Origin of the sequence: Neisseria sp. P0024.S006 (assembly GCF_051956595.1) — a bacterium.
Classification (GTDB): domain Bacteria; phylum Pseudomonadota; class Gammaproteobacteria; order Burkholderiales; family Neisseriaceae; genus Neisseria.
This window is the reverse complement of record NZ_JBQCXH010000001.1, coordinates 484837-510692: the sequence shown is the minus strand read 5'-3', so window position 1 is coordinate 510692 and position 25856 is coordinate 484837. Positions and strand designations below refer to the sequence as shown.

Below are 25856 nucleotides of genomic sequence, written 5' to 3'. Positions count from 1 at the left end.
AGTTTCAGACGGCTTTTTGTTTATCGATAATGTTGACCTGTCAAAATAAACTTAAATTTCAAAAGGACAAAAATAAAAAAAGACTTGAATTAATCAAGTCTTTATATTCTTATCAAGAATGGCGGAAGCGGTGAGATTCGAACTCACGGAGGGCTATCAACCCTCGACGGTTTTCAAGACCGTTGCATTAAACCGCTCTGCCACGCTTCCGTTCTTGAAGCCGTAATATTAATAGAACTTACGGCCTTTGCCAAGTGGTATTTTAGGGAAAATATCTAGTATTTTGTTTTTATTTAGATTGTTCTTCACGCATGAATACCCATTCGGCTTCGTTTGAAGCTGCTTCATTGAATGAATAGCCCTCGTAGTCGAAATTTTTGAGCATTTCAGGCTCGGTAATGCCGTGTTCTGCCGCGTAGCGCACCATCAAACCGCGTGCACGTTTGGCGTAGAAGCTGATGATTTTGTATTTCCCGTTTTTCTCGTCTTTAAAAATCGGCGTAATCAGACGTGCGTTGAGTTTTTGGGTGTTGACGGATTTGAAATATTCTTGTGAGGCGAGGTTGATTAAAACGTCGCTACCGGCCTGCTTCAGTGTTTGGTTGAGCAGGTCGGTAATTTTATCGCCCCAAAATTCGTAGAGGTTTTTACCGCGCGAGTTGGCAAAGGCCGTGCCCATTTCCAAGCGGTAGGGCTGCATCAAGTCGAGCGGGCGCAGTACGCCGTATAGGCCGGAGAGCAGGCGGACGTGTTGTTGCAGGTAGTCGATTTGTTCCGGCTTGAGCGTATCGGCGGCGATGCCTTCATAGACGTCGCCGTTGAACATAAATACGGCCTGCTTGGCGTTTTCAGGTGTAAACGGCGTGTGCCATACGGCATTGCGTTCGGCGTTGAGCAGGGCAATTTTGTCTGAAACATGCATCAGCTCGGCGATTTGTTGAGGGGCAAGTTTGCGCAATTCCTGCATCAGGATTTCCGCTTCGGGCAGAAGGTCGGGCTGGGTAAAGCTGCTGACGGGGGAAGGGTCTTTTTCGTTGAGGTTTTTGGCTGGGGATAAGACAAAAAACATAATGATTTCGGCTTTGAAATGAATAATATGTGGGATTGTAGGTTTAAAATCGGGGAAGAACAAGACGGGATAAATGCATTAATTGAATGCTTTTATTGAAACGTATTTCTGTTGAAAGTAAAATTCGAAGCTTCCACCTGATTCTGACATTTCTACTTGAGGAGAATATCATGTCTAAAACCATTATCCATACCGACAAAGCTCCTGCCGCGATTGGCGCATACAGCCAAGCAGTCCGCGCAGGCGATACGGTTTATATGAGCGGACAGATTCCTTTGGATCCGGCCACGATGACTGTGGTCGGTAATGGCGACTTCCGCGCCGAAGCAGTGCAAGTATTTAAAAACCTGCAAGCCGTAGCCGAAGCGGCCGGCGGTTCTTTGAACGATATCGTCAAACTCAATGCTTATTTGACCGATTTGGCCAACTTTGCCGTGTTTAATGAAGTGATGGCTGAATTTATCGAACAACCTTTCCCTGCGCGCGCGGCGGTTGGCGTGGCCAGCCTGCCTAAAGGCGTTCAGGTTGAAGCGGAAGCAGTATTGGTTTTAAACGCATAATTGATGTTTCAGACGGCCTGGGCTGGGCTTGAGGCCGTCTGAAAAGAATAACAACGGAAAACAATAATAATGGCACATTACGCAATCGGAGACATTCAAGGCTGCTTTGACGAGCTGACTTTGCTGCTTGCCAAAATCGGCTTTAATCATGGTACGGATACCCTTTGGTTGGTCGGCGATATTGTCAATCGCGGCCCGAAGTCATTGGAAACCTTGAAATTTGCCAAAGAGCACGACAGCAGTGTGCAAATGGTTTTGGGTAATCATGACTTGCATCTTTTGGCCGTCGGTTGCGGTGAAGGAACGCTCAAGCGCAGCGATACGGTTGAGCCGATTTTGACCCATCCCGAGAGTCAATCCCTATTGGACTGGCTGCGTCATCAACCGCTTTTGGTGCGCGGCAACAGACATGTGATGGTGCATGCCGGTATTTTGCCGCAATGGTCGGTTGATAAGGCCGAAAGCCTTGCCCGTGAAGCCGAGGCTGAATTGCAAGGTAAAAAATACAGGAAATTTTTTGGCAAAATGTACGGCAACAAGCCGACTGCATGGACGGATGATTTGACCGGCTACGAGCGCCTGCGGATGATTGTCAATGTCTTTACCCGTATGCGTGCGCTGACGTACAAAGGTGAATTGGATTACGAATATAAATCCACTTTGAAGAAAATGCCGCTTTACCTGCGCCCTTGGTTTAAAGCACCTGATAGGCAGAATTTGGATTATATTACCGTGTTTGGGCATTGGTCGTCATTGGGCTACGTTAACACAGACCAAGTAATTGCTTTGGATACCGGCGCGTTGTGGGGTGGAGAGCTGACAGCGGTCAATTTGGATACCAACGAAGTGATACAGGTACCGTCATTGGGCGGATTGGACTGGAAAACGGCATTAAAATAGTTTGGATAAGATAAAAGGCCGTCTGAAATGTTTCAGACGGCCTTTTTGTATTGGTTAATCCAAAGAAGGCAGGAGTTTCCCCGGATTCATGATGCCGTAAGGGTCAAGCTGATTTTTGATGGCATGCATCAGAGCAAGTTCGGCCTGTGTACGCACACGGGGCAGCCAATGTTTTTTGATGATGCCTACGCCGTGTTCGGCGGCAATGGTACCGTGGCAGGCAAGGATGTTTTCATAAACAATGGTATTGACGGCATCTTCGTATTGGTAGGCCTCGTTGCTTAATACATTGGGCAGGAATGTATTGTAATGCAGGCTGCCGTCGCCTAAATGTCCGAAGCAGACAATTTGTATGCCGGGAAAACGGGTTTCCAAGGCAGGCGCGCATTGGCGGACAAAAGCGGCTACTTGGGCGATAGGGACGGCGATGTCGTGTTTGATGCTGGTGCCGAGTTTGCGTTGGGAAGCGGAAATATTTTCACGCAAGGTCCACAAATCGGAGCGTTCTTGCTCGGATTGCGCCAAGATACTGTTTTCCCATCCGTTTTGATAGAGAAATTCGGCAAGCTTTTCATCCAAACCTGCGTCGGGAACAGAGTCGGCAAGTTCAATCAAAATATGCCATTCCGCATCGGCAGGCTTTTTGAGTTGGCTGAATTCCGAAGATAAATCGAGGGCAAAGCGGCTGATCAGCTCGAAACTGGTCAAGCGTTCGGCAAAATGGCCTTGCACAGCGGTCAAAAGCGAGACGGCAGATTCAATATCATCTAGGCCTACCCATGCGGTCGCTTTGGTTTTGGGCTGGGCAAAGAGTTTGAGTGTGGCGGCGGTAATGATGCCTAATGTTCCTTCGCTGCCGATAAAAAGATGGCGCAAGTCGTAGCCGGTCGTGTTTTTGTGTAGGGGCTGAAGGTGGGAAACCAGTTCGCCGTTTGGTAAAACGACTTCCAAACCCAATACCAAATCACGCATGCTGCCGTAACGCAAGACATTCAAACCGCCGGCATTACAGGCGATATTGCCGCCGATTTGGCAAGAGCCTTCGCTGGCAAGGCTGAGCGGAAACAGTCGTCCTGCTTTATCTGCCGCCTTTTGAGCATTTTGCAAAATCACACCGGCTTCAACCGTCATGCTGTTATCGGCAAGGTTGATATCGCGGATGCGGTTGAGCTTGGAGAGGTTGAGCAGTACGCCTTCGGTGGTTACCGTTGCGCCGCATAATCCGGTATTGCCGCCTTGCGGGGTGACGCGGATGCGGTTTTCAAAACAGAAACGCATGATTTTCTGCACGCTTTCGACAGAGTTCGGCTGTAAGACAATATCCGGAGAAGAAGTAAAACGGCGGCGTTGGTCGTTTAACAAGGCCGGAGTGGCTTCGATGATTTCAGAGGCGGAAAGAAACGTTGCAAAACGGTCGTGAAGGTGCATGGCAGTCAGGCGGAAAAGTCGGGAAGGGGAGTGAGAGGAATGTAAAAAAGCAGGATACGCAATGGTATCCTGCTTTTTTTATATTCAAAAGAATATTATTTAGCAGCTTCAGAAGCGGCAGAAGCAGCGGCATCAGTAGCAGACGCAGCGGCTTCAGTAGCAGAAGCAGCAGCTTCGGTAGCGGCAGAAGCAGCGGCATCAGCAGTAGAAGCAGCAGCTTCAGTAGCAGAAGCAGCGGCTTCAGAAGCAGCAGAAGCGGCAGTTTCAGCAGCTTTATCAGCACCGCCACAAGCGGCCAAAGCTAAAGACAACAAAGCAGCAGCGAACAGAGATTTTTTCATTTTTAAGAACCTTTTTTAAATCGATTTAAACTAAAAATAGCCGTCAAACGGCCTATACAGTAGAAATTCATTGCTGAATTTTTCAATATTATGCCCCACGGGATAGGTCAATGCAACGTTGCGTAACCGTTTGCCGGCTAAAATCAATACGAAAATAGTGAAAATAATGTAAATCATATTGGCGCGCGAAAAATCATCTGAAAATATTCATTATTGATGAAGATTTTAAAAACATATTATATTCAATGGGTTGTGTATTTTTATTTGTTATTGGTTTTAAGGGTTTGGAATGTTTTTGCTTTGGGGAAGTTTTTTGTAATTTAATCACTTTGTGTTGTGAAAAAGCAACTTCTGCGTATTGAAATCATTTGATTTTGCTTTTTTATATAGGCTTTTATCTTTTTGTCGCATTTGCACGGGGTATTTATTAAAGCAAGCCGATTGTTTGGTTGCGGCTGTGATAGAATAACTGTAGCGTAACTTTTAAAAATTGATTAAGGACGGCATGATGTCTATTGTTAAAAATTCCGTAGTTTCCCTGCATTATGAAATGTACGATGCCAACAACCAGCTGTTGGACAAAACCGAAGAGCCGATTGCTTACCTGCATGGCGGTTATGACGGCATTTTCCCTTTGGTGGAAGAAGCATTGCACGGTAAAAATGTAGGCGATACCGTCGAAGTGGCTTTGTCGCCCGATGATGCTTTCGGCGAACAAGATCCTGAGCTGGTGCGCATTGAAGATGTTAGCGTGTTCCCTGTTGAAGTCGAAGTCGGCATGATGTTTGAAGCCGATGATCCGGAAACCGGTGATGTATTGATTTATCGTGTAACCGATGTTGCCGACGGCAAAGCCGTGGTGGACGGCAACCATCCTTTGGCCGGTATGAAAGTATTGTTCAAGGCGACTGTTGAGGGTGTGCGCGATGCGACCGAGGAAGAAATTGCCCACGGTCACGTACACGGTCCGCACGGTCACCACCATCACTAATCAGGCTTAAAGCATGATAAAGGCCGTCTGAAAAGGAATGAAATCCTCCTTTTCAGACGGCCTTTAAGTTTTTACAAGACAGATAAATAGGAAATTTTGGCTCAGGTCAAATCAAGCGGGGAAATATGGGGTTTGTTTGAGACTACAATGAATTACATATCACGGTGCGGCAGAATCTGTATTAAGATTCAGATATTGGTAAAACAGGCAGAATGCAATGAGTGAAACATTGGAGCAGCAGGCGGTACAGGCCGGTATTGATTTAGGTTACCACGACATCAACGGCACTTATCATGTGACCAAAACGGAAGTTTTGGAATCGATTGTCGCTGTTTTGGATAAAAGCAAACCGGATTCAGACGGCCTTTATTTGAATACGATGGTTGCGCATGAAAACGGTGAAGAATCTTTACAGATGCCGTCTGAATTTCATGGTGCGGAAGCGGTCGTATTGATTGATGAAGCAGATAAATGTCAGACCTTGACTGTGTATCCGGGCGACAACGATACGCTTTGGATTAAGCTGCCCCAACTGGCTTGCGGTTATTACACCTTGTCGGCCAAGACCGGCGGCAAAAGTTGCCTTGTGCGCCTGATTGTTGCGCCTGAATCGGTTTATCAGCCTAAACTGCTTGCCAATGGCGGACGGATGAATGGTTTGACCATGCATTTGTACAGCCTGCGTTCTGAGCGCAACTGGGGCATAGGCGACTTTACCGATTTGTTGAACCTGATGAAATATGCGGCGGAGAAAAAGCTGGATTTTGTCGGTATCAACCCTTTGCACGCTTTGTTTACCAGCAAGCCCGCTTTTGCCAGCCCGTATAGCCCTTCTTCGCGCGAATGGCTCAATCCGATTTATTTGGATGTTGAGAAAGTCGGTGCGTTTACTTATAACGAGCAACTGAAAAACTGGCTGGCGCAACCGAAAATCCGTCAGCGCATCGCTGCTTTGCGTATTACGGAAACAGTGACTTATACCGCGGTTTGGGCGTGCAAGCGTGATGCGCTGCACATGGCGTTTAACGCGTTTGAACAAGATACTTGCGAAGCCGCGGAAAATGAGCGTGCTGCATTTGAATCGTTTGTGGCGGAAAAAGGCAAAGCCTTACGGGGCTTCGGTTTGTTTGAGGCTTTGGATCAGTATTACAGCCGTCCCGGACAAGTGGGTTGGCAGTCATGGCCGTCTGAATTTCATCAGCCTGATGGCGAAGCGGTAGAAAAATTCGCACGCAGCCATGAACGTGAAATCCGTTTTTATATGTGGCTGCAATGGCTTTGCGCGGAGCAATTGCGCGAAGTCAACCAAGCCGCTGCCGAATACGGTGTCAAACTCGGCATTTACGGCGATTTGGCAGTCGGCGTGGCGCGCGGCAGCGCGGATACTTGGTTAAACCGCCAAGATTATTGTATGGACTTGTCAGTCGGCGCGCCGCCCGATCCTTTGGGGCCGACAGGGCAGAATTGGGATTTGCCGCCACTTAATCCGTTGATGTTGAAGCATACGGGCTATGAAAAATTTGCCCATCTGTTGCGCGAAAACATGCGCCTGTATGGTGTATTGCGGATTGACCATGTAATGGCATTGTGCCGTTTGTGGTGGGTTTTAAACGGCAAAACGGCGGATTTCGGCGCGTATGTGCATTACGATGCCGAAGTGATGTTTGCTATTTTGGCGTTGGAAAGCCGGTGCAATCGTTGCGTCATTATCGGCGAGGATTTGGGTACGGTACCTGACGAAGCCCGCCATCTGCTCAACCGCTATCAGGTGTTCTCGTACAAAGTCATGTATTTCAGCAAGGGCTGGAACGGTTTCCAATTGCCGGAAGAATACCCCGAGCAGGCGATTACGGTCATCAGTACCCACGATGTTGCACCCTTGGCAGGCTATTGGACAGGCAAAGATTTGGATACGATGTTCAAACTCGGTACTTTGCCTGATGCAGCCGCTTTTCAGACGGCCTTGGATGAGCGCGAACACGATAAAGCCGATTTGCTGGATAAATTGAAAGAAACCGGCTGTCTGGGTGCAGACGTACAAATGCCGGCAAAAGCCGATGAAACCTTGTTGGCGGCTTTGCACAAATACGGCGCATTGAGCCGCAGCAAGCTTTACGCCGTACAACTGGAAAACCTGCTGGGCGTCATCGACAATCTGAATGTCCCGGGTGTAACCGAAGGCTATCCGAACTGGGCGCAAAAAATGCCGGTTTCTTTGGAAGATTTCCTACAACACCGCCTCATGGGCGGCCAACTTGCCATTATTGACGAGGTACGCATGAAAACAAACAGCCAAATCAAGACTTATCATGAACTTGACCAAATCGAGCGCGATACGGTCGAAAGCCTGTTTCTTGCCACCCATAGCGATGTGTTCGCTTATCTGGGACGACACCGCCTTGCAGAGGGCGATGAAGTGGTACGCGTTTTGATTCCCGACGCAGTAAGCGTGGATATCGTGAACCGCCGCAGCGGCGAACTCATCGTGCCGTCTGAAAAAATTGATGAACGCGGTTTCTTTGTGGCCGTCTTGCCCGATGATGCGCCCGATTACGCTTTGCGTATCCGTTACACCGAAGATACCGAGCCAGTGATTGAAGAAGACCCTTATCATTTCAGCTCTGCGTTGCAAGACATGGATTCCTGGCTGTTGGCCGAAGGCAAACACCTGCGTCCTTATGAGACTTTAGGCGCGCATTTTGCCGAGTTGGACGGTGTGAAGGGCGTACGCTTTGCCGTCTGGGCGCCCAATGCGCAACGCGTTTCCGTTATCGGCGAGTTCAACAACTGGGACGGCCGCCGCCATGTGATGCGTTTCCACCGCGATAACGGCATTTGGGACATCTTCATTCCGGCAGTCAAACTCAATGCCCTATACAAATTTGAAATCCGCGATGCCAACGGTAATGTACGTGAAAAAGCCGACCCGTATGCTTTCGGTGCGGAACTACGCCCGACCACGGCATCTATCGTGCGCGGCTTGCCTGACGAAGTGGAAGAACCGGCCTTCCGCGCCCGCGCCAATGCCGTTGATGCGCCGATCAGCATTTATGAAGTGCATTTGGGTTCGTGGAAGCGCAATCCGGAAAACAATTACTGGCTGACTTACGAACAGCTGGCCAAAGAATTGGTCGCATACGTCAAAGACATGGGTTTTACCCATATCGAGTTCCTGCCTGTTTCCGAATATCCGTTTGACGGCTCATGGGGCTATCAGGCAACCGGATTGTATGCGCCGACCAGCCGTTTCGGTTCGCCGGAAGAATTGCGCGCCCTGATTAAAGCTGCGCACGACGAGGGCATCAGCGTTATCCTCGACTGGGTGGTCGGCCACTTTCCGACCGATGATCACGGCCTGGCCAAATTCGACGGCACCGCGCTGTACGAACATGCCGATCCGCGCGAAGGCTACCATCAAGACTGGAACACCCTGATTTACAACTTCGGCAGAAACGAAGTGAAAAACTTCCTGCAAGGCAACGCCCTGTATTGGATAGAACGTTTCGGCTTCGACGGTATCCGCGTTGACGCGGTTGCTTCCATGATTTACCGCAACTACTCGCGCAAAGACGGCGAGTGGATTCCGAACCAATACGGCGGCCATGAAAACCTTGAAGCCATCGCTTTCCTGCGCGATACCAACACCATGTTGAAAGAAGAAGTTCCGGCTGCGACCGAAATTGCCGAAGAATCCACATCATTTGCCAATGTGACCCGCCAAGAAGGTTTGAACTTCAGCTTCAAATGGAATATGGGCTGGATGAACGATACTTTGCGTTACATGATGGAAGACCCCATCAACCGCAAATATCACCACAACAAAATGACCTTCGGCATGATGTACCAGTACAGCGAAAACTTTGTGCTGCCGCTTTCTCACGACGAAGTCGTGCATGGCAAACGCTCGCTGCTCGGACGGATGCCCGGCGACTGCTGGCAGCAATTTGCCAACCTGCGCGCCTACTACGGCTTTATGTACGGCTTCCCCGGCAAAAAACTCTTGTTTATGGGCAGCGAGTTTGCGCAAGGCCGCGAGTGGAACTACAACGAAGGGCTGGATTGGTTCCTGCTGGAGCAAGAGGGCGGCTGGCACAAAGGCGTGCAAGACTTTGTGCGCGAATTGAACCATGTCTATAAAGACACCGCGCCGCTTTACCAATTAGACCAATGGCCGGAAGGCTTCGAATGGCTGGTTGCCGACGATGGTAATAATTCCGTATTCGTCTTCGAACGCCGCGACCGTGAAGGTAACCGCGTTATCGTTATTAGCAACTTCACGCCAGTAGTACGCGAAGGTTACCGCTTCGGTGTGAATTCTGCCGGTGAATACCGCGAAATCCTCAATTCAGACGACCTGCATTACAAAGGCAGCGGCGTTTCTGCCGGCGCAACGGTGGAGACAGAAGAAGTTTGGTCGCATGGCAAACCTAATTCCCTGTCTGTGACCGTGCCGCCGTTGGCAACCGTTTACCTGTATCAGGCGGCAGTCAAAGAAGAAGCGTAAATCAACTTTGAGGGTGGGCATCATACCTGCCCAATCAGCTGAAAATTAAAAGATAGTGACATCAATATGACTCAAGGCCGTCTGAAAGATTTTCAGACGGCCTTATATTGGACACGCAACCAAATACATACCAAGGAATCATTCTATGTCTGCCAAATCATGGCATATCGAGGAAGGCAAGCCTTATCCCATGGGCGCGACCCTGACAAGCAAGGGCGCGAATTTTACCTTGTTTTCCATCAATGCCGAAAAGGTCGAATTGTGTCTGTTTGATAAGGATAAAGAAACCCGTTTGGAGATGCCTTCACGGCGCGGTTCGGTATTTTACGGATTTGTGCCGGATGTTAAGGCAGGGCAGCGATACGGTTTCCGCGTATATGGACGTGAAAACGCAGAATACGGCTCATGTTTCAATCCCAACAAATTACTGATTGACCCGTATTCCAAAAAAATTGACGGCAAACCAAGCTACCGTAATGCCGAAGAAATGGCATGGTTCAGGCCGGAAGATGAACGCGACAATGCCGCCGTTGCGCCAAAAAGCGTCGTGGTCGGACGCAGCCGATTCAATTGGGCCAAAGATTGCCGTCCGGAAATACCGTGGGGCAAAACCGTTATTTATGAAGCCCATGTCAAAGGGTTGACCAAGCAATTCCCCGATTTGAAGTACGCAGGCACTTATAAAGCCTTGTGCGATAAACGGGTTTTGGCCTATTTGCAAGAATTGGGGGTAACGACGGTCGAGCTGCTGCCGATTCATTATCATCTGGATGAATACCATCTTCAGCAGATGGGCTTGAGCAATTATTGGGGCTACAACACTTATTCCCATTTTGCCGTTGGGCCGTCTTATGCCGACAATCCCGAGCGTGCGGCAGCGGAGTTTAAACAAGCGGTCAAAGCCCTGCATCAGGCAGGTTTGGAAGTGATTTTAGATGTCGTGTACAACCACACGGCCGAGCAGGACGACAAAGGCCCGATGCTGTGTCAGCGAGGTATCGACAACACCTTATGGTATTGGCACACCCCTTACGGCAATTATGAAAACTGGTCGGGTTGCGGCAATACGCTCAATATTGTCCGGAGAGATGTTACCCGTTGGGCGGCAGACAGCCTGCGCTATTGGGCGGAAGAGTTTCATATCGACGGCTTCCGTTTCGATTTGGGAACTGTATTGGGACGCGAGCCTGATTTCCAATCGTACGGCCGTTTTTTCCAAGTCCTGTATCAAGACCCGGTGTTGGCCGGTTTGAAACTGATTGTCGAAGCATGGGACATAGGCGAGGGCGGCTATCACTTGGGCAATTTCCCGCAACCTTTTGCCGAATGGAACGGCCGTTTCCGTGATGACATGCGCGCGTTTTGGTCATGGGAAAGCGGCAATTTGGGCGCATTTGCCGAACGCTTGGCCGGGTCGTCCGATATTTTCAACCACAGCGGCCGCCACCCGTCCGCCAGCATTAACTTCATCACTGCACACGACGGCTTCACTCTGCGCGATTTGGTCAGCTATAACGAAAAACACAACGAAGCCAACGGCGAAAACAACCGCGACGGGCATAATGAAAACATCAGCTACAACCACGGCGTAGAAGGCGAAACCGATGATGAAGAGGTGTTGCTCAACCGCGAATACACCTCCAAAGCGCTGCTTGCCTCCTTATTTTTATCCAATGGTACGCCCATGCTTTTGGCGGGCGATGAGTTCGGCAACAGTCAGCAAGGCAACAACAACAGCTACTGCCAAGATAATCCGATTACATGGTTGGATTGGCAAAATGAGTCTCATGTGTTGCAGAATTACACTCAAGAGCTGATACGCATCCGCAGTCAAATCAAGCTGCTGACAGATGATTGCTGGTGGGAAAAAGAGCGTGTGCAATGGCTCAATGCGGATGGCAGCCCGATGACCGAATATTGTTGGCACAACAGGGGCAGCAAGGCGATTCAGGTTGTTTTGGACGATGAATGGCTGCTGTTGGTCAATGCCAAACGTAGTCGTCAGTTATTTAACCTGCCTCAAGGCAATTGGGAAATTTCTTGCGTACCATCTGAGAAATTTAATTACGAAGAGGCTGGAAAATGTGTTGTCGAACACATGGGGATTTGGGTTTTACATAAAACGAATTAAATGAAAACCAAGCCGTTATTGTGTTAACTCTTTGATATTTCGTCTGTATCCGTTGAGCCGAAGCTTGCATGGCATAAATGGAAATGCCGATGAGATGATGAGTAGTTTAATTTGTAATTAAATGTTTTATAAGGAAAAAAATAATACGGAATGGAATCTTTCAGTTATAATCCGTATCAAACCTGAAACAAACCTACCTATAAATTTTTCAGACGGCATTTATACTTCTTCAGGCCGTCTGAAAACTGAATGACGTTGTTTCTATAACCCATCAGGCGCGTTGTCCAAGTGCCTCAAATGAAAGAAAGGCTTCCATGGCTAAGCAAAAACTCCCCATCTCCGGCTACGATTACGTTATGCCCAAACCGGATGCAGAAACCATCCGCAAGTCCATTGTTTACAAGTTGATTTTCATCTTGGGCGTCGATCCTAAAGAAGCAACTTCACACCAATGGCTCAATGCCGCCATGTTGGCCGCACGCGACCTGATTGCCGAGGATTTCCTCAAAACACGCCGCGCCCACATCGACAACAGCAAACGCATGGTTTATTACCTGTCTATGGAATTCCTGCTCGGCCGTGCGTTTGTCAATGCGCTGATTAACGAAGGCGTTTATGCCGAGTTTGAAGAAGCCTTCAAGCAACTGGGCAAAGAATTTGCCGATGTCTGCGAACAAGAAGAAGATCCGGGTTTGGGTAACGGCGGTTTGGGCCGTCTGGCCGCCTGCTTCCTCGACTCTTTGGCAACCCTGCGCATTCCTGCCATGGGCTACGGCATCCGTTACCAATACGGTATGTTCAAACAAGAAATCGTGGACGGCCAACAAGTCGAAAAACCCGATTTGTGGCTCGACCAAGATTTGGCATGGCAGTTTGCCCGTCCGAACAAACAATATTCCGTCCGTTTCGGCGGCCAAGTATTGAACTTGGGCAACAAAAAAGAATGGCAGCCGAGCGAAGAAATTTCCGCTTGGGCATACGATGAAATCATTCCGGGCTATGGCGGCGAATGTGCCAACCCATTACGCTTGTGGACTGCGCACGCAGGCAACCTGTTCGACCTTGCCGACTTCAACCGAGGCGACTATGCCTCTGCCGTTCGCGCACAAAACAGCGACGAAAACATCTCACGCGTCCTCTATCCGAACGACTCTACCGATTCCGGCCGCGAATTGCGCCTGAAGCAAGAATACTTCTTGGTTTCCGCTTCCGTTCAAGATATTGTTGCACGCCACAAATGCCGTTTCCCAAGCATCCGCACGCTGGCGGACGAAGTCGCCATCCACTTGAACGATACTCATCCGGTGCTCGCCATTCCAGAATTGATGCGCATCCTGATTGACGAAGAAGGCATCGAATGGACTGAAGCATGGAATATGTGCTGTAAGATTTTCTCTTACACCAACCACACATTGATGAGCGAAGCCTTGGAAACCTGGCAGGTTGACCTGATGGGCCGTCTGCTGCCGCGCCATTTGGACATCATCTTTGAAATCAACGCCTACTTCCTCAATGCCTTACGCGCCATCGGCAACTTTGACGACGACTTTGTCCGCCGCGTATCCATCATTGACGAAACCCACGGCCGTCGCGTCCGCATGGCATGGCTTGCCGTGATCGGTTCGCACAAAGTCAACGGCGTGGCTAAAATCCACTCCGATTTGATGACCACATCCATCTTCGCCGACTTCGCCAAAGTGTTCCCGGAACGCTTTACCAACGTAACCAACGGCGTAACCCCGCGCCGCTGGATTAACATCGCCAACCCGGGCCTGACCAAATTCTTGGACAAACATCTGGGCGACGAAGACTGGCGTCTGCATTTGGACAACCTGACCAAGCTCAACGACAAAGTGGACGATGCCTCCGTACAGGCAGAATTCGGCGCAGTGAAAAAAGCCGCCAAAGAGCGCCTTGCCAAATACATCGAAACCGAGCTGGGCATCAAGGTTAATACCGATGCACTTTTCGACATCCAAATCAAACGTATCCACGAGTACAAACGTCAAGCATTGAACGTGATGCACATCGTCGACCGCTACAACAAAATCCTGGAAAACCCGGATTTCGATTGGCAGCCGCGCGTGTTCATCTTTGCCGGTAAAGCCGCTTCCGCCTATTACATGGCGAAGAAAATCATCCGACTGATTAACGACGTTGCCAAAGTCATCAACAACGACACCCGTATCCGCGACCTGATTAAAGTTGTGTTCATCCCGAACTACAGCGTCAGCCTCGCCCAAATCATCATCCCGGCCGCCGATTTGCACGAACAAATCTCACTGGCGGGTACAGAAGCATCCGGTACCAGCAACATGAAATTCGCCCTCAACGGCGCGCTCTGCATGGGTACGCTGGACGGCGCGAACGTCGAAATTTTGGAAAAAGTCGGCGCGGACAACTGCTTTATCTTCGGTAACACCGTCGAGCAAGTCGAAGAACTCCGCCGCAACGGTTACGACCCATTGAGCTATATCGAACGAGACAGCGACCTGCGCCGCGTCGTCAACCAAATCAGTCAAGGCACTTTCTCTCCGGAAGAGCCAAACCGCTACAACGACGTGTTGCAACCATACGGCGACTTCTATCAACTGATGGCCGATTTCCGCAGCTACATCGACACGCAATACAAAGCGGACGAACACTACCGCAACGTATCCGCATGGCGCAAATCAGCCTTGATCAACATCGCCAACATGGGCTTCTTCTCATCCGACCGCTCCATCGCCGACTACTGCCGCGATATTTGGTACATCAAACCATTGAGCGAAAAAGAACTGCCCGGCAAAAATTAAGCGTTGAGCAGATAGCGAAAGCCGATACATCGGAAAGGTGTATCGGCTTTTTTTATATTCGCTGTTTTGAATTGGATAACAAACTTAAAAGGCCGTCTGAAACCTTTCAGACGGCCTTTTGTTTCATTTGTTTTGAAAATCAATCAAGCAAGATTATTTTTCAGCTTCTTCAAAGCCGACGACTTCGAGGCCGAAGCCGGTGAGGCCGGTGAAGGATGACGGCTGGCCGAGGACGCGCAGTTTTTTGACGTTGAGGCCGGCGAGGATTTGTGCGCCTATGCCGTAGCTTTTGCTGTCCCATTTGTAGGCTTGGTTGGCGCCTTTGGGCAGGGTGCGGTCGAGCAGGGTGGCGCCGTCTTCGGTGCGGTGCAGGAGGATGACGACGCCGCTTTCGGCTTGTTGGATGCGCTCAAGGGCTTTGGGCAGCGACCATGAGTGGCGCGGGTTGGTTTGGATGAAGTCCATGACGCTGAAGGGTTCGTGGACGCGGACGAGGGTTTCTTCTTCGGCGGAAGGTGTGCCTTTGACAAGGGCGAGGTGGGTTTCGCCGGAGAGTTTGTCGACGTAAACGTGTTGTTGGAACTCACCCCACGGGGTTTGTACGGGCGCGTTGCCCATGTCTTCAAGCAGGCTTTCGGTACGGCTGCGGTATTCGATGAGGTCGGCAATGGTGCCGATTTTGAGGTTGTGTTCTTCGGCGAATTCCATCAGTTCGGGCATACGCGCCATGGTGCCGTCGTCGTTGATGATTTCGCAGATGACGGCGGCGGGAATCAGGCCGTTCATTTGTGCCAGGTCAACGCCGGCTTCGGTGTGTCCGGCGCGGACGAGTACGCCGCCTTTTTGGGCGCGCAGTGGGAAGATGTGGCCGGGTTGGACGATGTCTTCGGGTTTGGCGGATGGGGAAACGGCGGTTTGAATGGTCAGGGCGCGGTCGGCGGCGGAAATGCCGGTGGTGATGCCGTGGGCGGCTTCGATGGAGACGGTGAAGTTGGTGCCGTATTGTGCGCCGTTTTTCTGGGTCATCATGGGCAGGCCGAGTTTTTCGACCATTTCGCCGTCCATTGGCAGGCAGACCAGGCCGCGTGCGTTTTTGATCATGAAGTTGATGGCTTCGGGGGTAACGAATTGGGCGGCCATCAGCAAGTCGCCTTCGTTTTCACGGTCTTCGGCATCGGTGATGATGACCATTTTGCCGGCTTTGATGTCTGCTAGGATTTCGGGGATGGTGGAGATGTGGGACATGGTATTTCTTTCTTGGCTGATGGTGGGGGCGTGGCGGTCTTGGTGGTCTTGATCCAGCCACATGTCAGGCATATTGGCTGCCTGCTCGATTTTTCGGGCTTTTTTCTCGCCGAAAGATTTGTTTTTCAGCAGGGCGGACAGCTCGCCTTGGTTGATGGCGATGGCTTGGGCAAACTTGGTTTGCTGGCCGTTGTGGTGTTGTGTTATCCATTGCCGCAGGTTGTGGCGGCGCAGGTCGGTGGTATTCATGATGGGATGAAGTTGAATTGTGTGTAATGGATTGTAGTCTTGTCTTTACCAAAAGGCAAACTTTGTTTGTGGGAATTTTTATTACTTTTTGGTAATGAAATTTATTGTTTCAGACGGCCTGAATATGGCTTGAAATTGACGGTTTTGGGAGAATATGGGGAATGTTTTGATGATTATTTTAACGGGGGATGTTTGAAATGAAAATGTTTGGGCGCGGATTGGTCGTGCTGGTGTTGTGTGCGTTGACGGCTGTGGGCGGCTGGTTTTATGCCCTGCATGGTCAGAACGAAGAACATCAGGTTTTGTCCCGCGAAGGGGTTTTGATGCAGATTAAGCAGATGAACCGCTTGGAAAGTACGGCGTTTTATATCGATACGATTATCCGTACGGAGAAAAAAGGGGATTGGCGCAGGCTTTGGCAGGATTCTCAAAGCGGTATTTTTATTGTGCGCGGCAAGGTGTTGGCCGGTTTGGATTTGGACAAATTAGGCGCGGACAATGTCAATATTGTAGACGACAAGGTCTTAATCAGCTTGCCGGCGGTGGAAATTTTGAGCGTGGATTTGGAAAATATCGAAGTGTACGATATTCAAACCGGCTCGTTTAATTTGCTTCCTATGGATAAGTCGGTATTTAAGACGGTGCAGGAGGAGGCGAGACGGCAGGTGTTGCAAAGCGCGTGTAAGGCTGAGATTTTGGAACATGCCAACCGTCAGGCGCAAATGCAGTTGGAAAACCTGTTTGCATTGACGCAGACGAAGGTATCCGTCTATCCGGCTGCGGTAGGGAAGTGCGGTTAAATAGATTGCTTGCAAAGATAAGGCCGTCTGAAAATTTTTCAGACGGCCTTTGTTTCATCAAGCCATTAACCGCGTCGTAAAACGGCGGTATTGATGTATTTTTGAATACCGGTGGCAATGGCTTGGGCGCATTGTTGGCGGAAGGATTCGCTGCTGAGCAGCCGCTCTTCGGTAGGGTTGGAGAGGAAGGCAGTTTCCACCAAAATGGACGGAACGTCCGGAGCACGAAGGACGGCAAAGTTGGCTTCGTCAACGCGGCCTTTGTGCAGTTGGTTGAGCTTACCCAATTCGGTCAGCACCAAATGGCCGAGTTTGCGGCTGTCGCGTAGGGTTGCGGTTTGGGTCATGTCCAAAATCGTGTTGTCAACATTGCGGTTGCCACTGGTCTGAATGCCGCCGATGGCGTCGGCGTTGTTTTGGGTTTGGGCCAGGAATTTTGCCGCCGAGCTGGTCGCGCCTTTGGTATTGAGCATGTACACGCCGGTACCGCGTGCGGACGGGCTGGTAAAGGCATCGGCGTGAATGGAAACAAATACGTCGGCATTGCGCGCGCGGCCTTTGGCGACGCGGATGCCCAAGGGAATGAAGATGTCTTCGTTGCGCGTCATGAATACGTTGTAACCCAAGGCTTCGAGGCGTTTTTTGGTTTCGCGTGCGATGGAGAGTACGACGTTTTTCTCTTTGAGGCCGCTTGGTCCGATGGCGCCGGGGTCTTCGCCGCCGTGGCCGGGGTCGAGCATGATCACGGGACGGCGGTTGCCACCGCTGCCGCGGTTGCTTTTAGGGGCGGGGGTGTCGTATGCGATGTTGGTATTGGGACGTTGTTTAGGGACGCTGCCGTTGAGCAAGGCCATCATCGGGTCGTTGGCATCTGCGCCGTGCGGATAAAGGTCGATAACCAGGCGGTTTCTGAAGTTGCCGACGGGGGCGAGCGCAAAGACTTGCGGATGGGTGCTTTGTTTGAGGTCGATGACGATACGCACGGTGCTGGGCGTATTTTGACCGGCGCGGATGCTGCGGATGAAAGGGTCGTCAGACAGCACTTTGCTGGAAATGCCTTGCAGGACGCTGTTGATTTCCGCACCTTGGATATCCACGACCAACCGGCTGGGGTTGTCCAACATAAAATGTTGGTATTTCATCGGGTGGTTGCTCTCAAGGGTAACGCGTGTGTAGGCATGCGCCGGCCAGATGCGGACGGCAAGGAATTGCGCAGGAGAGGCCGGTTTGGCCAATGCAGCCCCCACGGGCGTGAGGGTGAGAAACAGTCCTGTGCCTTGACGGAGAATGTGTCTTCTAGTTAATTTGACCATGATTCTAAACTTTTTCGGCCTTGGTTTGTGTGGGCGGAAAAGGTGCAGGTTCTGCCCTTATCGGTGTACGTCAATGTAATGGTAATGTCTGCCGGAGGCGTGAATTCCCCGCCTTGCTGCGGCCATTCGATGAGGCAGACGCTGTCGGGCGCAAACAATTCGTCCAAACCGGCATCTTCCCATTCCTCTGGCATGGTAAAGCGGTAGAGGTCGAAATGGTGGAGGGTGAATGTATCCAGCGGATAAGATTCGACAATGGTGTAAGTCGGGCTTTTAACTGCGCCCGTATGCCCCAGTCCGCGCAAAATTCCGCGTGTCAGCGTGGTCTTGCCCGCACCCAGCCCGCCTTCAAGATAGATGGTCAGCGGAGCGGAAAGCTGCTTGCTCCATTCTTCACCCAGTTTCAGGGTTGCTTCTTCATCGGGCAGAAAACGGGTGTACAGTCCGTCTGAGTGCATGGAATAGGCCTTGTCGTTCAAAAGGCTTAATTATGATGGAATTGGCGGCGTTTGCAAACCTGATAGACGATAAAGTTAGATAAAGATAGTGTTGAGGCCGTCTGAAAACGGAATTCAGACGGCCTTTAATGTTAAAATGAAAATATCCCTCACAAAATTGCGAGACAGCTTATGCCTTTATCCATAGACGAACAATTATTGCCGCACCGCAATGCCATCGATAGCATTGATGCGGAAATCCTCCGTTTGCTCAACGAGCGCGCCGGTCATGCGCATGCTATCGGCGAATTGAAAGGGACAGGCGCGGTGTACCGTCCTGAACGGGAAGTAGCCGTTTTGCGCCGGATTCAGGATTTGAACCGCGGCCCCTTGCCGGATGAATCGGTTACCCGGCTGTTTCGCGAGATTATGAGCGAATGTTTGGCAGTAGAGCGTCCGCTGACGATTGCCTATTTGGGTCCGAAGGGGACATTTACCCAGCAAGCCGCCATCAAACATTTCGGCCACGCCGCACACACCATGGCGTGTACCACCATCGACAACTGCTTCAAACAAGTTGAAACGCGCCAAGCCGATTATTTGGTGGCTCCGGTGGAAAACTCGACCGAGGGTTCGGTAGGCCGTACTTTAGACTTGCTGGCCGTAACCGCGTTGAAAGCCTGCGGCGAAGTGGTTGTCCGCATTCATCACAACCTGCTGCGTAAAGACAGCCACGAAATCGGCGGCATTACCAAAGTTTTCGCCCATGCTCAAGCCTTGGCGCAATGCAACGACTGGCTCGGCCGCAACCTGCCCAATGCCGAGCGTATCGCCGTAGCCAGCAATGCCGAAGCGGCGCGTTTGGTTGCAGAGTCTGACAGCCCGAATGTGGCCGCCATTGCCGGACGTATCGCCGCGGAAATTTATCAGTTGAGCTTTGCCGCTGAGTGTATTGAGGACGAGCCGAACAACACCACGCGCTTCTTGGTGATGGGCCATCAAGACACAGGCCGCAGCGGCAACGACAAAACTTCTTTGGTCGTCTCCGCGCCCAACCGTGCCGGTGCCGTTACTGCTTTGCTGCAACCTTTTACCGAGTTAGGCATTTCCATGACCAAATTTGAAAGCCGTCCAAGCAAATCGGTTTTGTGGGAATACCTGTTCTTCATCGACATCGAAGGCCATCAAAGCGATGAAAATGTCCAAAAAGCCTTGCAGCTTTTGGGCGAACGCGCTTCCTTCGTGAAAGTTGTCGGCTCTTATCCGACCGTTGTTTTGTAAGGATTATTGGGTATCAAAGGCCGTCTGAAAAGTTTTCAGACGGCCTAAATCATGTTCTCAATAGTTGCCATTTATGCAACATTATTGGCAGATTGATGTCAGTAAGTTTGCATGATTGGAAATGAACCCTCTATAATCCGAACGTTTTTAATATTTTCATGCAAAGAAAGGAGCAAGCCATGACACGCAATACTTCAATCCGCTCAATCACATTCTTTGCAGCCCAAGCGTCGGTCTGATTTTCGGATAACGCTTTTCGCATTCCATGTCGCCCGCTTCGGGCTGCTTTCCTTACGATTATCGGCTAGAAACCAGGCCGTCTGAACATTTCTCAGACGGTGGCTATTTATTGTCATCTGCTGACGGTTTCTATCTGTTTTAAAGAAAGCATAAACACATGGGCAATTATCCCCATCATATTCAAATTATTGCCGATTCAAATACATGGATTGAAGGCAACGCTGTCGCACAGCTCGAAACCACCGCCCGATTACCGCATATGTTGCGCGTTGCCGGAATGCCGGATTTACACGCAGGGCGCGGTTATCCGGTTGGCGCGGCATTTTTCAGCGACCGTCATTTTTATCCTGCCCTGATTGGGAACGATATCGGTTGCGGTATGGCGTTTTGGCAGACCGATTTACGCGCGGCCAAACTCAAACCGGCCAAACTTGCCAAACAGCTCGGCAACATCGATACGCCGCTAGACAAAGACGAACAGGTCTATTTGTTAGGCGACGCTGTCGATATGCGCCAATTTTCAGACGGCCTTGCTGTGGGTACGATTGGCGGCGGCAACCATTTTGCCGAGTTGCAAACTGTTGATACTGTTTATCGCGCCGATCTGCTTCCGCCCGATTTTGATGAAAACCATCTGCAACTGTTGGTACATAGCGGTTCGCGCGGATTGGGCCAGCAGATTTTGCAACGCCATATTGCTGCCTTTGGGCATGAAGGTTTGGCGGAAGAGGGCGAAGCGGCGGTAGCTTATCTAGCCGAACACCAAGCAGCCCTGGAATTTGCCAGCCTTAACCGCCGTTTGATTGCGGCCAGAATGCTCGACCGTTGGCGCGCAGAAGGAACATGCCTGCTTGATGTCCACCATAATTTTTTGGAGCAAACCGAGATTGACGGCACAATCGGTTGGCTGCACCGAAAAGGCGCAACGCCCACCGATAAAGGCTTGGTCATGATACCCGGCTCGCGCGGCGATTACAGCTATCTGGTCCGACCTGCCGAAGATTGCCAAATTTCGTTGAATACCTTGGCTCATGGCGCAGGTCGGAAATGGCAGCGCGGTGAATGCAAAGGCAGGCTGTCGCACAAATATACTGCCGACAGCCTGCGCCAGACCGAATTCGGCAGCGTAGTCGTTTGTCAGGATAAGGCCTTGATTTTTGAAGAAGCGCCGCAGGCTTATAAAAGCATCGACAGCGTTATTGCCGCCATGAAAAATGCAGGTTTGATTGAATTGGTCGCGCGGTTTACACCTGTTTTGACTTATAAAACAGGCGGCGAGTGTGGAGCGTAAAGATGAAACAGAATACACCAGCGGTTTATCTGCAAATTTCCACCGCGCAAGGGCCGGCAGAGTGCCGTATATTTGCCCGTTTCGTCTTGGGCAAGCTGCTTGCCGAAGCCCAAGCCAAAGGCATTGATGCTGAACTTGTTAACGAAACCGCCGATAAGCACGGTATTTTGTCGGCGACGCTCAAATTGGCAGGGCAGAATGCCAAAAGCTTGGCACAAACTTGGCAGGGGACGCTCCAATGGGTATGCCTCAGTCCTGTCCGCCCGAAATATCCGCGCAAAAATTGGTATATAGGCGTTTTCCACTTGCCCGATATGCCGCAGATGTATGAAATGCCGTCTGAAAACGGAATCGAGTTCCAAACCTGCCGTTCGGGCGGTAAAGGCGGGCAACACGTCAATAAAACCGAGAGTGCCGTCCGCGCTACCCATAAAGAAAGCGGCATTTCCGTGTGGGTCGAGAGCGAACGCAGCCAGCATGCCAATAAAAAATTGGCGGTAATGTTATTGGCGCAAAAGCTGGTGAAACATCATACCGGACAGGCTGGAAATTTTGCGCAGGAGCAGCACGCGCAACTCTATCAAGTTGAGCGCGGCAATCCGAAAAGAACGTTTGTCGGTACTGCTTTTAAGGAGAAGTAATTTGCCTGCTGGATAAGGAGGTATTTAAAACATAAACCAAAGGCCGTCTGAAAAGTTTTCAGACGGCCTTTTATCGGTTTATCGATTAGCGTTCACTTAACGCTTGTTTCATGCGCGTAATCGGTTTGATCAGGTATTGGAAGATGGTTTTTTCGCCGGTTTTGATGTCCACTGTTGCGACCATGCCCGGAATAATCGGCATAGGTTTGCCGTTTTTGTCTTTCAGGGAATTGTTTTCGGTTTGGACGAGAACGCGGTAATAGACTTGGTTCGGATCAAGTTTCAGGTCGTTGGCACGGTTTTGCATAGAGTTGCTGACGGTATCGGCGCCAACGAGGGTAACTTTGCCTTCCAAACCGCCGTAGATGGAGTAGTCGTATGCGCTGACTTTAACCAATGCAGGTTGGCCTGCGCGGATAAAGGCGATGTCTTGCGGACGGATATAGGCTTCGACCAGCAGTTTGTCGTCAACCGGGACGATTTGCATGATGTCTTCGCCTGCGTTCACAACGCCGCCGATGGTGGTGACTTTTATGCCTTTGACTATACCGCGCATAGGCGCGCGGATTTGTGAGCGTTCAACCGGGTCGGCACGCATGGCAACGTTTTCTTTGGATTGCGCCAGCTCGGATTCGGCTTGCAAGAGTTCGTTGTTGGCATCGGCTTTATAGCGGTTGCGGCGTTCGGAGATTTGGGTGGCCAAGTCGGCAGACTCACGGCGCATTCTTAAGAGTTCGACTTCGGAAACCACGCCTTCGGCAACCATGGGGGCGGTAATGGCGATTTCGCGGTCAAGCGCAGCCTTGCTTTGGGAAAGGCCGCTGACGGCGTCGGTCATGGCTTGACGGCGTGCTTTGTAGGCGGCGATTTCGCGATGGCGAAGCTCGGGACCCACGCTGTCAGGGAAGGAGAGCTTGGTGCCGTAGGCTTCGGCTTTCAGGCGGGCAACAGTGGCTTCGAGGTTTTCGACTTTGGCTTCGCTTTCACGCAAAACGGCGGAGCTGCGCGTGTCGTCGAGTTTCATCAGAATCTGATCTTTCTCGACCATATCGCCTTCTTTAACCATGATTTCGGTTACGATGCCGGGGTCGAGGCTTTGAATCACTTGCTCACGGCTGCTGGGAATGATATTGCCGTTGCCGCGGGTCACTTCTTCAACCGGGCTGTTGTAAGCCCAAATAACGAAGACAACCAGGAAAATGAAGAAAAGGATGATGACCCAAAATTGACCGCTGTGTTTTTCTTTTTGAAGGGCGGCGTTGAGGTCGTTGATGAGGTGTAGGTCTTTGGATTTGACGTTGTTTTCGCGGCTCATAATCGTGTGTCTTTATTGTGTTCGGTGGATTTTAACCATTAGGGCAGGCCGTCTGAAAGGGTAAGTAGGTTTTCAGACGGCCTTTTGCTTTATTGTGCTGCCGATTGAGGGGCGGCGGCTTGTTGTTGCTGTTTGGCGTTGACAGCTTGTTGCTGTTGTTTGACGTTGGCTGCTTTGGCCTGTTCGTTTTGCATGAGTTTTTGCAATACCAGATCGCGCGGGCCGTCCATTACGACTTTACCATTGTCCATGACAATGATGCGGTTGACGATTTGCAGCACTTGCGGACGGTGGGTTACCAAAAGCATGGTGCGGTTGCGACCCCATTGGGCGATGGCATTGAGTGCCATACGTTCGGTAGCCTGGTCCAGGCTGGTGGTTGGCTCGTCCAGCAGGACGACTTTCGGATTGCGCAAGGTCATGCGCGCCAGGGAGATGATTTGTTTTTGACCGCCGGACAAGCCCAAGCCGTCTTCACCCAAAGGCATATCCAAACCGCGCGGATGGTTACGGATGATTTTGTCAAGGCCGAAGCGGTTGAGCGCAATCAGCAGGTCTTGGTCGGTAGAATAACTGCCGGTACGCGCCAAGTCCATGTTTTCGCGCAATGTGCCGAGGAACAGGCGTGGCGATTGGCTCAACAGTAGGACTTGGTCGCGCAGGAAGTTGGGGTCAAGCTGGCGCATATCGACGCCGTCAAGGGTAACGTTGCCTTTTTCGGTATCGTACAGGCCGCTGGCCAGTTTGAGCATGGTGCTTTTACCGCTGCCGATACGGCCCAAAATACCGACTTTTTCACCCGGTTTGATGGTCAGGCGCAAATCTTCGACGGCGCTGTTGTTGTCGGCTTGATATTTGAACGATACGTTTTCAAAGGTAATATTGCCTTGAACGTTGTCCAAAGTAATGTATTTGCGTTCCGGATTGCGCTCGATAGGGCGAGTAACGATGTCGTTTACGCCTTTGAGGGCAAGTTTGGCTTGTTGGAAGCGGGTAGCCAAACCGGCGATTTGTGCCAACGGCGCCAAAGCGCGGCCGGACAGAATCACGGAGGCAATCAATGCACCCATGGTGATGCGTTCCGCATGGTTGTCGGCATGAATCAGATAGGTGCCGACGACGACCAAAAAGACGGTATTGAGCTGCTGCATGGCGACGGCAAAGTTGACCATGAAGTTGCTGGTGTCTTTGACTTTGATGGAAGAAGCGGAAGTTTTGGCGGTGTATTCGTCCCAGCGTTGTTGCGCCCAAGATGTGGCGTTGTTGGTTTTCAGGGTTTCGATGCCTTCGATGGCTTCAACGGCAAGGCCGGAGCGTTGCGAACCTTCTTTCATCGATTCGTTGATGTGGCGAGAGAGCGGGCGTTGTACGACAAAACCGACAATCACGACAATCGGAATGATGGTCAGGGGAACAAGCGCGAGTTTGCCGCCGACCATGGAAATCACGAAGATAAACAGCAACAGGAAAGGCAAGTCGACAATGGTCAACAGGCTGGCACTGGTCATGAACTCGCGCACGGCTTCAAATTCGCGCAGGTTGCTGGCGTATGAACCGGAAGAAGCGGGACGGTCTGCCAGACGCAATGCCATCACGCGGCGGAACAGGGCGGAGCTGATGATCAGGTCGGCTTTTTTACCGGCAATATCGGTCAAGTGGCCGCGGATCATCTTGGCGGCAAACTCAAACAAAATCGCCAATACCACGCCGATACTCAATACCCACAAGGTTTCATAGGCTTGGTTGGGAATCACGCGGTCGTACACATTCATCACATACAGGGAGCTGACGAGCGCAAGGAAGTTGATGATGATGGTGGCCAAGATGACTTGGTAGTAGTAGCTGCGGAAACGCCAAATGACTTTCCAAAACCATGCTTTGGGCAAATGGTATTCAGGCAGCTCCGAGCGCATATCGGTAGCCATTTTGGGTTTGATAAACCAGCAGTAGCCCAAATACAGGCCGGAGAGCTGCTCGTGGCTGAGTTCCTGTTCCAAACCGTCAACCTGGCGGATATGGTATTTGCGCTCTTGGCCGGAGCCTTCGATTTTGGTGACGACCGCGGCCTCTTCATTGTGCAGGATAATCATGACCGGCACGGCGAGCGAGGGAATGTCTTCCAGATTGCGTTTGGACAAGGTGTTTTCAAAGCCGTGGCTGCGCAGGACTTCGACCAGCGAGTGATAGTTGACCTTGAGCTTTTTATCGCGCACGACTTCGGCGGACAAGGCGGCTTCGGATACGGGCGCACCCAAAAGGCGGGTCACTAAAACAATGTGTTCAATGATGGCTTTCATATTTTTTCGCGTAATGTTTTTGGTTTAA

The 25856-nt window shown here is 50.8% G+C and carries 18 protein-coding genes and 1 tRNA gene; 10 read left to right on the top strand and 9 right to left on the bottom strand.

Going from position 1 to position 25856, the window contains the following annotated elements:
• Nucleotides 1-119 precede the first annotated feature (119 nt).
• Nucleotides 120-210: transfer RNA gene (locus ACTHUF_RS02475), tRNA-Ser, on the bottom strand.
• A 79-nt stretch (nucleotides 211-289) separates the two neighbouring features.
• Complete coding sequence (gene yaaA / locus ACTHUF_RS02470) at nucleotides 290-1069, bottom strand: peroxide stress protein YaaA (protein WP_315093949.1); 780 nt, start codon at nucleotides 1067-1069, stop codon at nucleotides 290-292.
• Between the two features lie 170 nt (nucleotides 1070-1239).
• Between yaaA and ACTHUF_RS02465 the strand changes: the two genes are divergently transcribed.
• Together ACTHUF_RS02465 and ACTHUF_RS02460 are read left to right on the top strand one after the other, a co-directional pair.
• Nucleotides 1240-1629 carry a RidA family protein gene (locus ACTHUF_RS02465; RefSeq protein ID WP_003746001.1) on the top strand — a complete coding sequence of 130 codons (390 nt, stop codon included), beginning with the start codon at nucleotides 1240-1242 and terminating at the stop codon, nucleotides 1627-1629.
• Nucleotides 1630-1698: 69 nt separating this feature from the next.
• Entirely contained in the window at nucleotides 1699-2529 is an 831-nt protein-coding gene (locus tag ACTHUF_RS02460) for a symmetrical bis(5'-nucleosyl)-tetraphosphatase (RefSeq protein WP_003746004.1), read from the top strand.
• Nucleotides 2530-2583: 54 nt separating this feature from the next.
• Here the strand turns inward: ACTHUF_RS02460 and ACTHUF_RS02455 are convergent, their stop codons facing one another.
• Together ACTHUF_RS02455 and ACTHUF_RS02450 are read right to left on the bottom strand one after the other, a co-directional pair.
• Nucleotides 2584-3957: an FAD-binding oxidoreductase gene (locus tag ACTHUF_RS02455; protein WP_440406940.1), complete on the bottom strand. Its 1374-nt coding sequence runs from the start codon at nucleotides 3955-3957 to the stop codon at nucleotides 2584-2586.
• A 95-nt stretch (nucleotides 3958-4052) separates the two neighbouring features.
• A complete protein-coding gene (locus tag ACTHUF_RS02450; RefSeq protein WP_070695360.1) occupies nucleotides 4053-4298 on the bottom strand; it encodes a hypothetical protein in 246 nt (81 codons plus the stop codon).
• Nucleotides 4299-4806: 508 nt separating this feature from the next.
• On the opposite strand from ACTHUF_RS02450, the gene ACTHUF_RS02445 reads away from it, so the two are divergent.
• The 4 genes from ACTHUF_RS02445 to ACTHUF_RS02430 all read left to right on the top strand — a co-directional run bounded on the left by ACTHUF_RS02445 (nucleotide 4807) and on the right by ACTHUF_RS02430 (nucleotide 14719).
• Nucleotides 4807-5289 carry an FKBP-type peptidyl-prolyl cis-trans isomerase gene (locus ACTHUF_RS02445; protein ID WP_003683125.1) on the top strand — a complete coding sequence of 161 codons (483 nt, stop codon included), beginning with the start codon at nucleotides 4807-4809 and terminating at the stop codon, nucleotides 5287-5289.
• A 217-nt stretch (nucleotides 5290-5506) separates the two neighbouring features.
• Complete coding sequence (gene glgB / locus ACTHUF_RS02440; RefSeq protein WP_440406938.1) at nucleotides 5507-9793, top strand: 1,4-alpha-glucan branching protein GlgB; 4287 nt, start codon at nucleotides 5507-5509, stop codon at nucleotides 9791-9793.
• Between the two features lie 145 nt (nucleotides 9794-9938).
• Complete coding sequence (gene glgX / locus ACTHUF_RS02435; RefSeq protein WP_440406936.1) at nucleotides 9939-11924, top strand: glycogen debranching protein GlgX; 1986 nt, start codon at nucleotides 9939-9941, stop codon at nucleotides 11922-11924.
• A 314-nt stretch (nucleotides 11925-12238) separates the two neighbouring features.
• Complete coding sequence (locus ACTHUF_RS02430) at nucleotides 12239-14719, top strand: glycogen/starch/alpha-glucan phosphorylase (RefSeq protein WP_440406934.1); 2481 nt, start codon at nucleotides 12239-12241, stop codon at nucleotides 14717-14719.
• 153 nt (nucleotides 14720-14872) lie between these two features.
• Here ACTHUF_RS02430 and ribBA read toward each other — a convergent pair whose 3' ends face one another.
• The gene (ribBA, locus tag ACTHUF_RS02425) at nucleotides 14873-16213 is read right to left on the bottom strand and encodes a bifunctional 3,4-dihydroxy-2-butanone-4-phosphate synthase/GTP cyclohydrolase II (protein ID WP_440406932.1); all 1341 of its coding nucleotides are present in this window, start codon (nucleotides 16211-16213) and stop codon (nucleotides 14873-14875) included.
• A 188-nt stretch (nucleotides 16214-16401) separates the two neighbouring features.
• Between ribBA and ACTHUF_RS02420 the strand changes: the two genes are divergently transcribed.
• Nucleotides 16402-17013: a DUF4230 domain-containing protein gene (locus ACTHUF_RS02420; protein WP_079453907.1), complete on the top strand. Its 612-nt coding sequence runs from the start codon at nucleotides 16402-16404 to the stop codon at nucleotides 17011-17013.
• Between the two features lie 65 nt (nucleotides 17014-17078).
• Here ACTHUF_RS02420 and ACTHUF_RS02415 read toward each other — a convergent pair whose 3' ends face one another.
• Both ACTHUF_RS02415 and tsaE read right to left on the bottom strand, forming a co-directional pair.
• Nucleotides 17079-18326 (bottom strand): N-acetylmuramoyl-L-alanine amidase, encoded by a 1248-nt coding sequence (locus ACTHUF_RS02415; RefSeq protein ID WP_315093955.1) that lies wholly within the window; start codon nucleotides 18324-18326, stop codon nucleotides 17079-17081.
• Nucleotides 18314-18784: a tRNA (adenosine(37)-N6)-threonylcarbamoyltransferase complex ATPase subunit type 1 TsaE gene (gene tsaE / locus ACTHUF_RS02410; protein WP_049347970.1), complete on the bottom strand. Its 471-nt coding sequence runs from the start codon at nucleotides 18782-18784 to the stop codon at nucleotides 18314-18316. Before tsaE ends, ACTHUF_RS02415 begins: the two co-directional genes overlap by 13 nt.
• Before the next feature lie 171 nt (nucleotides 18785-18955).
• Here tsaE and pheA point away from each other — a divergent pair, with 171 nt between their 5' ends.
• From pheA to prfH, 3 genes are all read left to right on the top strand, one after another.
• Nucleotides 18956-20044, top strand: a complete 1089-nt coding sequence (gene pheA, locus ACTHUF_RS02405; protein WP_003746022.1) for a prephenate dehydratase — start codon at nucleotides 18956-18958, stop codon at nucleotides 20042-20044.
• Between the two features lie 397 nt (nucleotides 20045-20441).
• Nucleotides 20442-21575 carry an RNA ligase RtcB family protein gene (locus ACTHUF_RS02400; RefSeq protein WP_315093958.1) on the top strand — a complete coding sequence of 378 codons (1134 nt, stop codon included), beginning with the start codon at nucleotides 20442-20444 and terminating at the stop codon, nucleotides 21573-21575.
• 2 nt (nucleotides 21576-21577) lie between these two features.
• Entirely contained in the window at nucleotides 21578-22216 is a 639-nt protein-coding gene (gene prfH, locus ACTHUF_RS02395; RefSeq protein ID WP_440406929.1) for a peptide chain release factor H, read from the top strand.
• 85 nt (nucleotides 22217-22301) lie between these two features.
• Here the strand turns inward: prfH and ACTHUF_RS02390 are convergent, their stop codons facing one another.
• Together ACTHUF_RS02390 and ACTHUF_RS02385 are read right to left on the bottom strand one after the other, a co-directional pair.
• Nucleotides 22302-23531 carry an HlyD family type I secretion periplasmic adaptor subunit gene (locus tag ACTHUF_RS02390; protein ID WP_315093962.1) on the bottom strand — a complete coding sequence of 410 codons (1230 nt, stop codon included), beginning with the start codon at nucleotides 23529-23531 and terminating at the stop codon, nucleotides 22302-22304.
• An 89-nt stretch (nucleotides 23532-23620) separates the two neighbouring features.
• Nucleotides 23621-25828 (bottom strand): type I secretion system permease/ATPase, encoded by a 2208-nt coding sequence (locus ACTHUF_RS02385; protein ID WP_440406928.1) that lies wholly within the window; start codon nucleotides 25826-25828, stop codon nucleotides 23621-23623.
• Between the last annotated feature and the right edge of the window lie 28 nt (nucleotides 25829-25856).

What these genes read in the sequence shown, in the direction of transcription:
- yaaA (WP_315093949.1), bottom strand. Translation starts at nt 1,069, where the DNA reads ATGTTTTTTGTCTTATCCCCAGCCAAAAACCTCAACGAAAAAGACCCT.
- ACTHUF_RS02465 (WP_003746001.1), top strand. Translation starts at nt 1,240, where the DNA reads ATGTCTAAAACCATTATCCATACCGACAAAGCTCCTGCCGCGATTGGC.
- ACTHUF_RS02460 (WP_003746004.1), top strand. Translation starts at nt 1,699, where the DNA reads ATGGCACATTACGCAATCGGAGACATTCAAGGCTGCTTTGACGAGCTG.
- ACTHUF_RS02455 (WP_440406940.1), bottom strand. Translation starts at nt 3,957, where the DNA reads ATGCACCTTCACGACCGTTTTGCAACGTTTCTTTCCGCCTCTGAAATC.
- ACTHUF_RS02450 (WP_070695360.1), bottom strand. Translation starts at nt 4,298, where the DNA reads ATGAAAAAATCTCTGTTCGCTGCTGCTTTGTTGTCTTTAGCTTTGGCC.
- ACTHUF_RS02445 (WP_003683125.1), top strand. Translation starts at nt 4,807, where the DNA reads ATGTCTATTGTTAAAAATTCCGTAGTTTCCCTGCATTATGAAATGTAC.
- glgB (WP_440406938.1), top strand. Translation starts at nt 5,507, where the DNA reads ATGAGTGAAACATTGGAGCAGCAGGCGGTACAGGCCGGTATTGATTTA.
- glgX (WP_440406936.1), top strand. Translation starts at nt 9,939, where the DNA reads ATGTCTGCCAAATCATGGCATATCGAGGAAGGCAAGCCTTATCCCATG.
- ACTHUF_RS02430 (WP_440406934.1), top strand. Translation starts at nt 12,239, where the DNA reads ATGGCTAAGCAAAAACTCCCCATCTCCGGCTACGATTACGTTATGCCC.
- ribBA (WP_440406932.1), bottom strand. Translation starts at nt 16,213, where the DNA reads ATGAATACCACCGACCTGCGCCGCCACAACCTGCGGCAATGGATAACA.
- ACTHUF_RS02420 (WP_079453907.1), top strand. Translation starts at nt 16,402, where the DNA reads ATGTTTGAAATGAAAATGTTTGGGCGCGGATTGGTCGTGCTGGTGTTG.
- ACTHUF_RS02415 (WP_315093955.1), bottom strand. Translation starts at nt 18,326, where the DNA reads ATGGTCAAATTAACTAGAAGACACATTCTCCGTCAAGGCACAGGACTG.
- tsaE (WP_049347970.1), bottom strand. Translation starts at nt 18,784, where the DNA reads ATGCACTCAGACGGACTGTACACCCGTTTTCTGCCCGATGAAGAAGCA.
- pheA (WP_003746022.1), top strand. Translation starts at nt 18,956, where the DNA reads ATGCCTTTATCCATAGACGAACAATTATTGCCGCACCGCAATGCCATC.
- ACTHUF_RS02400 (WP_315093958.1), top strand. Translation starts at nt 20,442, where the DNA reads ATGGGCAATTATCCCCATCATATTCAAATTATTGCCGATTCAAATACA.
- prfH (WP_440406929.1), top strand. Translation starts at nt 21,578, where the DNA reads ATGAAACAGAATACACCAGCGGTTTATCTGCAAATTTCCACCGCGCAA.
- ACTHUF_RS02390 (WP_315093962.1), bottom strand. Translation starts at nt 23,531, where the DNA reads ATGAGCCGCGAAAACAACGTCAAATCCAAAGACCTACACCTCATCAAC.
- ACTHUF_RS02385 (WP_440406928.1), bottom strand. Translation starts at nt 25,828, where the DNA reads ATGAAAGCCATCATTGAACACATTGTTTTAGTGACCCGCCTTTTGGGT.